Genomic DNA, 12,492 nt, shown 5'->3' with positions numbered 1-12,492 from the left:
TGAGCGGCGGGCAAGGGGGCGGGCGGCGCGTGGTTGACTGCCTGTGCTGCCGGACGCGGGGCCGCCCCCGCATCCGCTTCCCGTCATTGTCGGCGCTCAGCGAGCCGAGTAGACGCTGAACGAGAAATACTTGTGCGACAGCCGGTCGTAGGTGCCGTCCTTGTGCATGTCGGCCAGCGCCTTGTTGATCCTGAGCTTCAGGTCCGTGTCTTCCTTGCGCAGGCCGATCGCGGTGCCGTCGCCGATCGTCTTCGGATCCTTCACTTCCGGCCCGGCGAACGCGAAGCCCTTGCCGCGCGGCGTGCGCAGGAAGCCGTAGTCGGCCTGCAGTTCATCCTGCAGTGTCGCGTCGAGGCGGCCCGAGCCGAGATCGGCATAGACCTGGTCCTGGTTCTGGTAAGGAATGACCGTCACGCCCTGCGGTTCCCAGTACGCCTTCGCGTAGGTTTCCTGCGTCGAGCCCTGCTCGACGCCGACGTGCTTGCCCTTGAGCGACGCGACCGTCGGCAGCAGCGGCGAGCCGGCCTTCGCGATCATGCGTGCCGGTGCGTCGTACACCTTGTCGGAGAAGTCGATCTGCTCGCGGCGCTTGTCCGTGACGGTCAGCGACGACACGATGACGTCGTACTTCTTCGCTTTCAGCGCGGGGATGATCCCGTCGAGATCCTGCGCGACCCACACGCACTTCACGTTGATCCGCTTGCAGATTTCCTTGGTGAGATCGACGTCGAAACCGACGATCTCGCCGCTCGGCGCGGTCGACTCGAACGGCGGGTAGCTGGCATCGACACCGATCCGCACGGTCTTCCACTCCTTCGCGAAGGCGCCGCTCGCCACGAGGGCGAGGGCGGCGCACAGGGCGGCCTTCTTCATTTCCATCCTTTTGTCGCTCACTTCCGGGGGGCGCTCGCGGCCGGTCGGGCCGGGCGCCGCGGCGTATTCTAGACGGCCAAAATTCGTGTTTCGGCGCGCTGGCAACGGCGCCCGCCGGACGGGCGAACGCCAAAAGGGCGGTATTTTACCCGAACGCGATACCCGGAAAACGGCAATCCGGCGCGACCGATCGATTCTTCGAATCGGCTGTTGCGGCAATCGTGGTATTCGCAACGAGTATTGCGTCCATTGGATTCGTGAGCGCAACGATGCGGTGCGCGGGCGGCGGATTGTGGCTGGATGGAGGCGAGCCTACAGTACAGGTAAACCCGAAAAGAATCGCCGCCTGCCGGAGTGCCCGCCCCATGTTCCAGATCCGCCGCGCCGCCGACCGTTGCCACACGCGTCAAGGCTGGCTCGAATCGAGCAGCAGCATCCCGCTTGCCGGCCACGCCGGGGCCACGCATCCGCCGTTCGGCGCGCTGCGCTTGCTGAGCGAGGACCGGATCGCACCGACGCGCGGCTTCGGAATGCAGCCGCGCCGTGACCTCGAGATCGTCACCTACGTGCTGGACGGCGCGCTCGCGCATCGCGACAGCCTCGGCAACGGCGCGATCGTGCGCGCCGGCGGCATCCAGCGGATGAGCGCCGGCACGGGGCTCATGCACAGCGAAACTAATGCGTGGTGCGACCGGCCGCTGCATCTGCTGCAGATCTGGCTGCAGCCGGCCGAGCGGGGCGGACGGCCCGGCTACGCGCAGCGGCGCTTTGCCGACGACGAGAAGCGCGGCCGGCTGCGGCTCGTCGCGTCGCCCGACGGTGACGACGGCGCATTGTCGGTCCGTGCGGACGCGCGGATCTTCGCGGGGCTGATCGATGGCGACGAGGAGACGGCTTTCGGCGTGCCGGCCGGGCGCAGCACATACGTGCACGTGGCGCGCGGCGACGTGGAGGTCAACGGCCACACGCTGGCCGAGGGAGACGGCGCGCGGATCGCCGGCGTGGACACGGTCGCGTTCGCCCGCGGCCGGGCGGCCGAGGTGCTGCTGTTCGACGTCGCCTGAAATGAAACAGGGGACGCGGCGCTGAGCGCCCGCGTCCCCCGCGGTGCCGCCTGGGAGGCGGCCTGCCGGCTTACTGCGCCGGCGCCGACGCGCCCTTGGCCGCGCCGTGCTGCTGCCAACGTTCCTTCATCTTCTCGTGGCGCTGCTCCATCCGTGCGAACTGCTGCTTGAGTGCCGTGCTGACGGTGGTCTTCTGCTGGTCGTTCAGCCCGTTGTAGAACGCGAGCCACGCGGCCGAGCTCTGCTCGCGCAGTTGCGCATTCTGCTGCTCGGCCTGCTGGCGGGCGGCGTGCATCGCGCTCAGGTCGAGGATCGGCTGGTTCTGCTGCGCCTTGAATTGCTCGCGCATCTGCTCGTGGCTCTTGCGCATCGCTTCATGGTTCTGCTTCATCGTGTTGACGGCCGTCTGCCACTGCTGTTCCTGCGACGCGTTGAGCTTCAGCTGGTCGTGCAGCTTCATGATCACGCCGAACGGGCCGCCGTCATGGCCGCCGTGCATCTGGTGCATGCCGGGGCCGCCCGGCGGCGGCATGTCGTTGGGTTGCGCGGCATGCGCGGTGCCGAATGCGAGAGCGAGCACGGTGGCGGCCGCAATGGCCACGCGGGAAGTCTTCTTATACATTTCAGAAACTCCTTGTATCAAAGGGTCCGGCGATGCGATGCGCGGTGATTCGTGTCCGCATCCGGTAAGACGCAGGTTAGCGGCGCGGGTCCCCGCCGGTGTTACGCGGGGTGGCTGCCGGGTTACGGCGCATTACAGTTCCCTTGCGCCGTAACCCGCAGTAACCCTTTCGTCCCTTTGTTTCGTTCTTCGACTCCACACTCGCGCGGTAAACTTCAAGCCATGACTACCCAGATCCTCATCGTCGACGACGACCAAGAACTCCGAGACCTGCTGCGCGACTATCTCGTGCGTCAGGGGATGGAAGTGTCCGTGCTGCACGACGCGGCGACGCTCGAGAAGCGCCTCGAGCGCGAGCGGCCCGACCTGATCGTGCTGGACCTGATGATGCCGGGCGTGGACGGCCTGACCGCGCTGCGCCAGTTGCGCGCGGCCGGCGACGACATCCCCGTGATCATGCTGACCGCGCGCGCGGACGACGTCGACCGCATCGTCGGGCTCGAACTCGGCGCGGACGACTATCTCGGCAAGCCGTTCAACCCGCGCGAGCTGCTCGCGCGCGTGCAGGCCGTGCTGCGCCGCCGCCGCGCGACGCCGTCGGCGGCGGCACCCGAGCAGCGCGAGCCGTTCGCGTTCGGCCGCTTCGTGCTCGACTTCCAGGCGCGCACGCTGTCGGTCGACGGCAAGCCGGCGACGCTGTCGAGCAGCGAATTCGCGCTGCTGAAGATCTTCGTGAACCATGCGCTGCGCACGCTCACGCGCGAGCGGCTGCTCGAGCTGCTGCACGGGCCCGAGTACGACGGCACCGACCGCGGCATCGACGTCCAGGTATGGCGCCTGCGCCGCATCCTGGAAACGGATCCGTCCGCGCCGCGCTTCATCCAGACGGTCCGCGGGCGCGGCTACGTGTTCGTGCCCGACGGCGAGGCCCATGCGCAAGCCCATTGATTCACTGTTCGGGCGGCTGGCGCTGCTGGTCATCGGCGTGCTGCTCCTGTCGCACTTCGCGTGGTTCTTCGCGATGCGCATCGAGCGCAACCAGATGCAGACGCGCTACGCGGTCGAGGAGGCCGCGTTCCTCGTCGACGCGGTGCGCCAGCACGTCGAGCGCACGCCCGATCAGCCGCTGCCGTCGCGAGTGCGGCTCGTGTCGCCGGACAGTCCCGACGTGCCGAAGGTGGCCGACACGAACCTGCCGGCGCCGCTCAAGCGCTTCCGCGATGACGTGAGCGAGCGGATGCCGCACGGCACCCAGGTCGAGATCGGCGCGCCGGGTCATCCGCCGGTGCTGTGGGTCAAGGAGCCGACCGACCCTAACTGGATCGTGGTGCCGGTGCAGCCGCTGCGGCCGCCGCGCTCGCTCGACCGGATGTTGCTGTGGCTCGGCACGATCTTCTCGGCCGGCGTGATCGCCGCGTTGTTCGCGGCCTGGCAGCTGCAGCAGCCGCTGCGCTCGCTGGCGCGTGCGGTCGCGCGCTTCGGCCGCGGTCAGCCGGTGCCGCCGCTGCGCGAGCGCGGCCCGCGCGAGCTGCGCCAGCTCACGCGCGGCTTCAACCAGATGGTGGAACAGGTCTCGCAGGCCGACAGCGACCGCGCGGTGATGCTGGCTGGCGTCGCGCACGACCTGCGCACGCCGCTCGCGCGGATGCGCCTGCGTGCCGAAATGATGGACGACGCGCGGCTGCGCGATGGCGTCGTGCGCGATGTCGACTCGATGTCGCACATCGTCGACCAGTTCCTCGCGTTCGCGCACGGCGGGGCGGACCGCAGCGAGCCCGTGCCGGTCGACCAGACCTGCGAGCGGATCGCGCGCAGCTATCGCGCGGTCGCACCGAACGCGCCGGCGGTCCAGACGCATCTCACGGCCGACGCGGGCTTCCGCCTGCCGACCGCGACGCTCGACCGGATCCTGTCGAACCTGCTGGACAATGCACATGCGTACGGCGCGCCGCCGGTGCTGGTCGAGACGGCGCGTACGCCGACGGGCTATGTGCTGTCGGTCAGCGACAGCGGCGGCGGGATTGCGCCGCGCGACCTGGCGGCCGCGACGCGGCCGTTCGTGCGACTCGACCCCGCGCGCGGCGGGAACGGCCACAGCGGGCTGGGGCTCGCGATCGTCGAGCGGCTCGTGCTGAGGCTGGGCGGGACGTGCGAGATCGGTAACCGTCCCGAGGGCGGCCTGCGCGTGGCGATGACGTTCCCGTTCGACGTGGTGCCGAAAGACGAACTTCACGCACAGGCTGCGTGAGAAGCGGCGCCTGCCGGGCAGGCGCCGCCCGGCATCATTCGCCGAACAGCGTGCCGAGCGTCTCGGCGGCGTTGCTGTCGATGGTGTTGTAGGTCACGCTCGTGGCCTCGAAGATATAGACGGTCGTATAGCGGCCGAGGCGCTCCAGGATTTCCTCCTGCAGTGATTCGGGCACGACGTTCATGTTCAGGTACCACGCCGTCGACGACAGCCGGGTCTGGAACGACCCGTATTCCTGCATCAGCTCGTAGAACGCCTCGGCGTCCTGATCGCGGCAGACGATCACCAAATTTCCTGCCATTCCCTTCCTCCAGCTGGTCGGTCAATCCCCGGGGCCATGGGTCGGCACACCCCAGGGGCTAGCCCCGATCATACCCCCTTCGCCGCGATCGTCCGCTGACGTCCGGCATGGTTTGCGCCCGTGTGCGGCTGGCGGGTTCCCGGCCGGCCCGGATCACGGCATAATTCGGGGCCTGCACGCCGGCCGAACGACTGCGGCCGGGCTGCACCGCCCCGCGCGCCCGCCGTCCGCCCGCGCGCCCGGCACGATCCACGCACCGCCCACGCGTCGCGCGGCGCCACACTGGCCCCGGACGGTTGTACCTGAAATACAGGTTGGTGTAGTGTCGTGCCGTCGCGGCCGACTCGCCGCGCCGGGGCGCAGCTTGCACGCACGGCGCGTCGCGCCGGCGTGAGATCGTGAATCAATCGAATTACCGCGTCGAATTACCGCGCCCGTGCGCTTTGCCATGAATCAACATCGTCTGCCGGCTTCGTTCGGCCTTACCGGGGAGGGCGCCTGATGGACGTCGGATTCTTCAATCCGAACCGGACCGCCAACGCGTCCGCGTGGCGTGTTCTGCCGAACCGGTGGGACTTCATCGCGTTCCCGCTGATCATCTGCCTGATCGCGATGGCGGTCGTCGGCTTTCATGAAACGATGGCGCCGATCGGGACCCTTCAGACCCAGAAGATCTCGCTCGATCCGTCGAACCTGCCCGAATACGCGTTGCGCACGACGCTGCGGATGCTCGCCGCGATGGTCGCGTCGCTCGTGTTCACGCTGGTCTACGGTACGCTCGCCGCGAAAAGCCGCCGCGCGGGGATGGTGCTGATCCCGATCCTCGACATCCTGCAGTCGGTGCCGGTGCTCGGCTTCATCTCGTTTACGGTCACGTTCTTCCTCGCGCTGTTCCCGAGCCGGGTGCTCGGCGCCGAACTCGCGGCGATCTTCGCGATCTTCACGAGCCAGGCGTGGAACATGACGTTCAGCTTCTACCAGTCGCTGCGCACGGTCCCGCGCGACCTCGACGAAGTGTCGCGCGGCTTCCACCTGACGTCGTGGCAGCGCTTCTGGAAGCTCGAGGTGCCGTTCTCGATGCCCGGGCTGATCTGGAACATGATGATGTCGATGTCGGGCGGCTGGTTCTTCGTCGTTGCGTCGGAGGCGATCACCGTCGGCAACCAGACGATCACGCTGCCGGGGATCGGCGCGTATCTCGCGCAGGCGATCTCGGACAAGAACTTTGGCGCGATCGGCTGGGTGATCCTCACGATGACGGTCGTGATTCTCGCGTACGACCAGTTCCTGTTCCGCCCGCTGATCGCGTGGGCCGACAAGTTCCGGATGGAGAACACCGCGTCGGGCGATGCGCCGCAGTCCTGGCTGCTCGACCTCGTGCGCCGCACGCGCCTGATCCATCAGCTGCTCGTGCCGGCCGGCTGGCTCTTCGCGAAGGCCGCGCGGATTCCGCTGCGCCTGCCGCTGTCGGGCACGATGCGCTTCACGCTGCCGAAAGTCGAGAAGAAGGCGTCGCGCACGGTCGACATCGCGTGGTCGGGTTTCGTGCTGATCGGCACGGCCTATATCGTGTGGCGCGTCTTCAGCTTCGTCGCGACCGGCGTGACGATGGCCGACGTCGGCCACGTGCTGGTGCTCGGGCTCATCACGCTGCTGCGCGTGGTCGTGCTGATCACGATCGCGTCCGTGATCTGGGTGCCGATCGGCGTGTTGGTCGGGCTGCGTCCGCGGCTGGCGGAGAAGCTGCAGCCGCTCGCGCAGTTCCTCGCCGCGTTCCCGGCCAACCTGCTGTTCCCGGTGTTCGTGATCGTGATCGCGCGCTTCCACCTGAACCCCGACATCTGGCTGTCGCCGCTGATCGTGCTCGGCACGCAGTGGTATATCCTGTTCAACGTGATTGCCGGCGCGACGTCCTATCCGAACGACTATCGCGAAGCGGCGACGAACTTCCGGATCCGCGGCTGGCAGTGGTGGCGCCAGGCGATCCTGCCCGGCATCTTCCCGTACTACGTGACCGGCGCGATCACCGCGTCGGGCGGCGCGTGGAACGCGAGCATCGTGTCGGAAGCGGTGCAGTGGGGCACGACCAAGATCGAGGCGCACGGCCTCGGCGCGTATATCGCGCAGACCACCGCCGCCGGCGACTTTCCGAAGATCATCCTGGGCATCGCCGTGATGTCCCTGTTCGTTACCCTGTTCAACCGCCTGCTGTGGCGCCCGCTGTATGCCTTCGCCGAAGCGAAGCTGCGGCTCGACTGAGACCGATTGAGAGCGAAACGCGATGCACAATCCGAATGCTGTAAACGCCCCCGTCCAGACGTCCCAGCCGCCGCGCCTCGGCGAGGAAATCCTGCGTGTCGATCACGTTTGCCGCGGCTTCAACAAGACGCAGGGCGAATTGCTGGTGCTCGACGATGCGAACCTGTCGCTGCGCGAAGGCGAGATCGTCGGATTGCTCGGCCGTTCCGGGTCGGGCAAGTCGACGCTGCTGCGGATCATCGCCGGGCTGATCGAGCCGACCGGCGGTGAAGTGACCTATCTCGGCAAGCCGCTGCGCGGCCCGGCCGAAGGCGTCGCGATGGTGTTCCAGACCTTCGCGCTGTTCCCGTGGCTGACCGTGCTGCAGAACGTGGAAGCCGGGCTGGAAGCGCTTGGCGTCGGCGCGCGCGAGCGGCGCGAACGCGCGCTCGCCGCGATCGACCTGATCGGTCTCGACGGCTTCGAGAACGCGTATCCGCGCGAGCTGTCGGGCGGCATGCGCCAGCGCGTGGGCTTCGCGCGCGCGCTCGTCGTCGATCCGACGATCCTGCTGATGGACGAGCCGTTTTCCGCGCTCGACGTACTGACGGCCGAAACGCTGCGTACCGATCTGCTGGACCTGTGGACGCAAGGCCGGATGCCGATCAAGTCGGTGTTGATCGTCACGCACAACATCGAGGAAGCGGTGTTCATGTGCGACCGGATCCTCGTGCTGTCGTCGAACCCGGGCCGCGTGATCGCCGAGATCAAGGTGCCGTTCAAGCATCCGCGCAACCGGCTCGACCCGGCCTTCCGCAAGCTGGTCGACGATATCTACGCGAAGATGACCGCGCGCCAGACCGGCGAGGCGACGAAGAAGGGCCTGGAGCTTGGCAGCTGGCTGCCGCAGGTGTCGACCAACCTGATGGCCGGCCTGATCGAGACGCTCGCGATGGCGCCGTACCACGGCCGCGCGGACATGCCGGAAATCGCGCGCACGCTGCATCTGGAAGTGGACGACCTGTTCCCGATCGCCGAAGTGCTGCAGTACCTCGGTTTCGCGGACGTGCGGGAAGGGGACGTGTTCCTGACGCCGCCGGGGCGCGTGTTCGCGGAATTCGGCACGCAGGAGCGCAAGCTGATGTTCGCGGATCACCTGCTCAAGCACGTGCCGCTCGCCGCGCGGATCAAGAAGGTGCTGAACGAGCGCCCGGGCCATCGTGCGCCGCGCGTGCGCTTCGAGCAGGAGCTGGAGGATTTTCTGTCGGACGGCGCGGCCGAGGAAACGCTCGACGCGGTGATCGACTGGGGCCGTTACGGCGAGATTTTCTCGTACAACGACCAGACCGAAATCTTCAGCCTCGAGGACGTCGAGTCCTGAGGCCGCCGAGCCGGGCCGTATGGCCCGGCATCCGCCTGCGCCGCGCTTGGGGTCAGCGCCGCGCATCGCATCGTTACTGCAAATTGCCCCACCGGTCGACGGCCGGTTCGGCAGACGCCCACTTCCAGTGCGTACCTTGCTGGCACGCATTCGCGAAATACCAGTCGGCCTTGTCGCCGTCCTTCACCGAGAACGCGAATTCCTTGCACAGCGCAAGCGCCGTCGAGTACGCCCGCGTGACGCGCACCTCGCCTTCGCCGTTTTCCAGCGGCAGCGTGTTCTTCACCTTCCACGGCTTGACTTCACCGACGGCCAGGCTGCCGGCCGCCTTCGCGATCGCATCCTGCTGGTTCTGATGGAGCTGCTTCATCGTGCGGTTGACGGCTTCGTCCGTCGCCGCCTGCACGGCAATGCCGACACCGACGCCGACGGCCGGATTGGCGGTGACGAGGCCCGTCGCCGCGCCGGCGAGCGCGCCGCTCGCCGCGCCGACCGACCCGCAGCCCGACAGCGCGGCGCTGGCCGCGCACAGCGCGCCGATCGTCGCGATACGGATCGCGATGCTCATTGCAGCGCGCCCCAGCGTTCGGTTGCCGGCTCCGCCGACGCCCATTTCCACACGGGACCGTCGCGGCAGATCGTGGCGACGTAGAACGCCGACTGCGCGGCCTTGTCGGCCTTCGCGGGCGTGTCGACAGCGAACACGATTTCCTTGCAGTCGAGCGGACCGATACTGATCATCCGGCTGACCGTCACGCGGCCCTGTTCGTCGTCCTCGATCGGGAACGAATGGTGCGTCGACCACGGCGCGACGCCGCCGACGTCGAGCGGGGCGGCCGCCTTCGCGATCTGTTCCTGCGTGTAGCGGTGTGCGACGCGCTGCGAGTACTGGACACCCGCCCGCGCGCCGGCGACGGCGCCGAGGCCGATGCCCGTCGCGACGGCGGCGTTGTTGGTGACCTTGGAGGCAATCGCGGCGCCCGCGATACCGGCACCGGCGGTCGCGCCTTCGCTGTACAGCGAGTTGCAGCCGGACAGCAGTGTGGCCGTGGCGAGCGCGGCCAACACGATGCGCGCCGTCATGGCCCGGCGCGGCGGTTCAAAACGAATGTTCATCCCTGAGTGCAAGTCCTGTCTGGGTGAGCGGCGACGCATGCGCGCCCCCTTGCCGCGTCATTGTTTCGCAATTGTCATAGGAAAACTGCAAAGCTTTGACAAATCGCGGCCGGCGGCTCGCGCGTGCGCGCCGCGCTATTGTCGGACAGACGGCTGGAGCGGGGTCGAAACGTTACAAATTGAAGGTAATTGTTACCTTGGTATGCAAGGAAGCGACCTAGACTGTTTTGTTATGGAATGTTTCTCCGACGGCTCCGAGCCGCGCCGCATATGAGACACCCAGCCATGCGCCGTTCGAAACGATTTTCTCCCCGGCCGCCCGATGGGGGCGCCGAGCGTCCTCGTCCGCAGACCGATGCGCCGGCCGCACCGCCTGCCGGCGCGCCCGGCGAGACGCCGGCCGACGGCGATCACAACCAGGGCGGCGCACGCCCGGAAGGGCTCGACTATCAACGCGACCTCGGTCAGGAGCAGGACGCTTGATCCCGTCGCCGTTGCATTCCGCCGCCGCATTTCATTGCGCTCTTTGTTGCATCGCTCACATCTGAATCGCCGCGCGACCGCCTGCGGGCTGTCGCGTCCGCCTTGGCGCGCGTCGCGCGTCATCCAATCGAATCGAGGAGGGGAAGCCGCATGAGCAGATTGATCGTGGTATCGAACCGTGTCGCCGCCGGCGAGGACACACGCCCGAGTGCAGGTGGTCTCGCGGTCGGCGTGATGGACGCGCTGAAGGACACCGGCGGTGTCTGGTTCGGCTGGAACGGCGAGATCGTCGGTACGCCCGACGCCGAACCCGCGATCCAGCGGGACGGCAACGTCACGTATGCGACGGTCGGGCTGACCCGGCGCGACTACGATCAGTACTACCGCGGTTTCTCGAACGCGACGCTGTGGCCGGTGTTCCACTACCGCGGCGATCTCACGCGCTTCGACCGGCAGGAGTATGCAGGCTATCTGCGCGTGAACGCGATGCTGGCGAAGCAGCTCGCCGCGCTGCTGCGGCCCGACGACCTGATCTGGGTGCACGACTATCACCTGCTGCCGTTCGCGCATTGCCTGCGCGAGCTCGGCGTGAAGAACCCGATCGGCTTCTTCCTGCACATTCCGTTCCCTTCGCCCGACATGCTGCGCGTCGTGCCGCCGCACGAGGAGCTCGTGAAGTTCATGTGCGCGTACGACATCGCGGGTTTCCAGACCGATGCCGACAAGCAGGCGTTCACCGACTACATCGAGCGGCGCGGCATCGGCGCGGCGAGCGACGACGGGATGCTGCATGCGCACGGCCGCGTCGTGAAGGTCGCCGCCTATCCGATCGGCGTGCATCCGGATGCGATTGCCGAGGCGGCCGTCCAGTACGGCTCGCGCAAGCCGGTGAAGATGCTGCGCGACGCGCTCGACGGCCGCAAGCTCGTGATGAGCGTCGACCGGCTCGACTATTCGAAGGGGCTCGTCGAGCGCTTCCAGTCGTTCGAGCGGATGCTCGCCAACGCGCCGGGCTGGCAGGGGCGCGTATCGCTCGTGCAGATCGCGCCGCCGACCCGTTCCGACGTGAAGACCTATCAGAACATTCGCGAAACGCTCGAAGGCGAGGCCGGCCGCATCAACGGCCGCTTCTCGCAACTCGACTGGACGCCGATCCAGTACCTGAACCGCAAATACGAGCGCAATCTGCTGATGGCGTTCTTCCGGATGTCGCAGGTCGGCTACGTGACGCCGCTGCGCGACGGGATGAATCTGGTCGCGAAGGAATACGTCGCGTCGCAGGATCCGGCCGATCCGGGCGTGCTCGTGCTGTCGGAGTTCGCCGGTGCGGCGGCCGAGCTGACCGGCGCGCTGCTCGTCAATCCGTACGACCTGTCGCAGATGGCCGACGCGCTCGAACGCGCGCTGTCGATGCCGCTCGCGGAGCGCCAGGCGCGACATGAAGAGAACCTCGCGCGGCTGCGCGAGAACAACCTGTCGGTCTGGCGCGACACGTTCGTCGCCGACTTGCGCAGCGTCGCGGCGGCCGCGTCGGTCACGCAGCGCGCGGGCCGGCGGGCCGCGCATGTCTGAGCGGGTGGAGGAGGGCGGCGCGGCGGACGAAGCGTCGGCCCGCTTCTTCGTCGTGACGGGCGGCCCGGGCTCGGGCAAGAGCACGTTGCTCGATGCGCTCGAACGCACCGGTTTCGCGCGCTCGCACGAGGCCGGGCGCGGCGTGATCCGTGACCAGATGGCGATCGACGGCCCTGCGTTGCCGTGGCGCGACCGGGCCGCGTTCGCCGAGCAGATGCTGAACTGGGAGATGCGTTCGTACCGTCTCGCGCAAGATGCGCGCGGGCCCGTGTTCTTCGATCGTGGCGTGCCGGACGTGATCGGTTACCTGCGGCTGACGGGCCTCGCCGTGCCCGCGCATGCCGAGGCCGCGGCGCGGCGCTTTCGCTATCACCGGCGCGTGTTCATCGCGCCGCCGTGGCCCGAGATCTACGCGCAGGACACCGAACGGCGGCAGGATTTCGCTGAGGCCGTGCGTACCTACGACGCGATGGTCGACTGCTATACGGCGTACGGGTATCGGCTGATCGAACTGCCGCGGGTGAGCGTGAAGGCGCGCGTGCGCTTCGTGATGGACGCGCTCGACGCCGCATGACGCGCGCACGCGGCGCGCGG

General features: G+C 67.9%; 13 protein-coding genes. 8 read left to right on the top strand and 5 right to left on the bottom strand.

What is annotated here, in order from left to right; translation table 11 throughout:
- Positions 1-96: 96 nt before the first annotated feature.
- Positions 97-873, bottom strand: a complete 777-nt coding sequence (locus LMA02_RS12250; protein ID WP_146125729.1) for an ABC transporter substrate-binding protein — start codon at positions 871-873, stop codon at positions 97-99.
- Between the two features lie 365 nt (positions 874-1,238).
- On the opposite strand from LMA02_RS12250, the gene LMA02_RS12245 reads away from it, so the two are divergent.
- Positions 1,239-1,937 carry a pirin family protein gene (locus LMA02_RS12245; RefSeq protein ID WP_228907634.1) on the top strand — a complete coding sequence of 233 codons (699 nt, stop codon included), beginning with the start codon at positions 1,239-1,241 and terminating at the stop codon, positions 1,935-1,937.
- 70 nt (positions 1,938-2,007) lie between these two features.
- On the opposite strand, the gene LMA02_RS12240 is transcribed toward LMA02_RS12245, so the two are convergent.
- A complete protein-coding gene (locus LMA02_RS12240; RefSeq protein ID WP_228905151.1) occupies positions 2,008-2,559 on the bottom strand; it encodes a Spy/CpxP family protein refolding chaperone in 552 nt (183 codons plus the stop codon).
- A gap of 222 nt (positions 2,560-2,781) precedes the next feature.
- Between LMA02_RS12240 and LMA02_RS12235 the strand changes: the two genes are divergently transcribed.
- Entirely contained in the window at positions 2,782-3,507 is a 726-nt protein-coding gene (locus tag LMA02_RS12235; RefSeq protein WP_012364426.1) for a response regulator, read from the top strand.
- Entirely contained in the window at positions 3,491-4,807 is a 1,317-nt protein-coding gene (locus LMA02_RS12230; protein WP_228905149.1) for an ATP-binding protein, read from the top strand. Before LMA02_RS12235 ends, LMA02_RS12230 begins: the two co-directional genes overlap by 17 nt.
- 34 nt (positions 4,808-4,841) lie before the next feature.
- On the opposite strand, the gene LMA02_RS12225 is transcribed toward LMA02_RS12230, so the two are convergent.
- Positions 4,842-5,108, bottom strand: coding sequence for a hypothetical protein (locus LMA02_RS12225; RefSeq protein ID WP_006755676.1), 267 nt, complete (start codon positions 5,106-5,108; stop codon positions 4,842-4,844).
- A 501-nt stretch (positions 5,109-5,609) separates the two neighbouring features.
- Between LMA02_RS12225 and LMA02_RS12220 the strand changes: the two genes are divergently transcribed.
- Positions 5,610-7,367: an ABC transporter permease gene (locus LMA02_RS12220; RefSeq protein WP_228905147.1), complete on the top strand. Its 1,758-nt coding sequence runs from the start codon at positions 5,610-5,612 to the stop codon at positions 7,365-7,367.
- Positions 7,368-7,389: 22 nt separating this feature from the next.
- Complete coding sequence (locus LMA02_RS12215; RefSeq protein WP_006755837.1) at positions 7,390-8,727, top strand: AAA-associated domain-containing protein; 1,338 nt, start codon at positions 7,390-7,392, stop codon at positions 8,725-8,727.
- A gap of 73 nt (positions 8,728-8,800) precedes the next feature.
- Here LMA02_RS12215 and LMA02_RS12210 read toward each other — a convergent pair whose 3' ends face one another.
- A complete protein-coding gene (locus LMA02_RS12210) occupies positions 8,801-9,295 on the bottom strand; it encodes a hypothetical protein (protein WP_011657617.1) in 495 nt (164 codons plus the stop codon).
- Positions 9,292-9,843, bottom strand: a complete 552-nt coding sequence (locus LMA02_RS12205; RefSeq protein WP_228905145.1) for a hypothetical protein — start codon at positions 9,841-9,843, stop codon at positions 9,292-9,294. The genes LMA02_RS12210 and LMA02_RS12205 overlap by 4 nt, the downstream gene beginning before the upstream one ends.
- Positions 9,844-10,128: 285 nt before the next feature.
- On the opposite strand from LMA02_RS12205, the gene LMA02_RS12200 reads away from it, so the two are divergent.
- The 3 genes from LMA02_RS12200 (at position 10,129) to LMA02_RS12190 (ending at position 12,472) form a co-directional block, all read left to right on the top strand.
- Complete coding sequence (locus LMA02_RS12200) at positions 10,129-10,326, top strand: hypothetical protein (RefSeq protein ID WP_228905144.1); 198 nt, start codon at positions 10,129-10,131, stop codon at positions 10,324-10,326.
- A 150-nt stretch (positions 10,327-10,476) separates the two neighbouring features.
- Positions 10,477-11,898, top strand: a complete 1,422-nt coding sequence (gene otsA / locus LMA02_RS12195) for an alpha,alpha-trehalose-phosphate synthase (UDP-forming) (RefSeq protein ID WP_175708972.1) — start codon at positions 10,477-10,479, stop codon at positions 11,896-11,898.
- Positions 11,891-12,472: an AAA family ATPase gene (locus tag LMA02_RS12190; RefSeq protein ID WP_228905143.1), complete on the top strand. Its 582-nt coding sequence runs from the start codon at positions 11,891-11,893 to the stop codon at positions 12,470-12,472. The genes otsA and LMA02_RS12190 overlap by 8 nt, the downstream gene beginning before the upstream one ends.
- Positions 12,473-12,492 lie beyond the last annotated feature (20 nt).

The sequence above is a fragment of the Burkholderia sp. B21-005 genome, from assembly GCF_020843965.1.
Lineage (GTDB): Bacteria > Pseudomonadota > Gammaproteobacteria > Burkholderiales > Burkholderiaceae > Burkholderia > Burkholderia ambifaria.
Note: the sequence above shows the minus strand (reverse complement) of the source record. Positions and strands in the feature narration are given on the sequence as shown.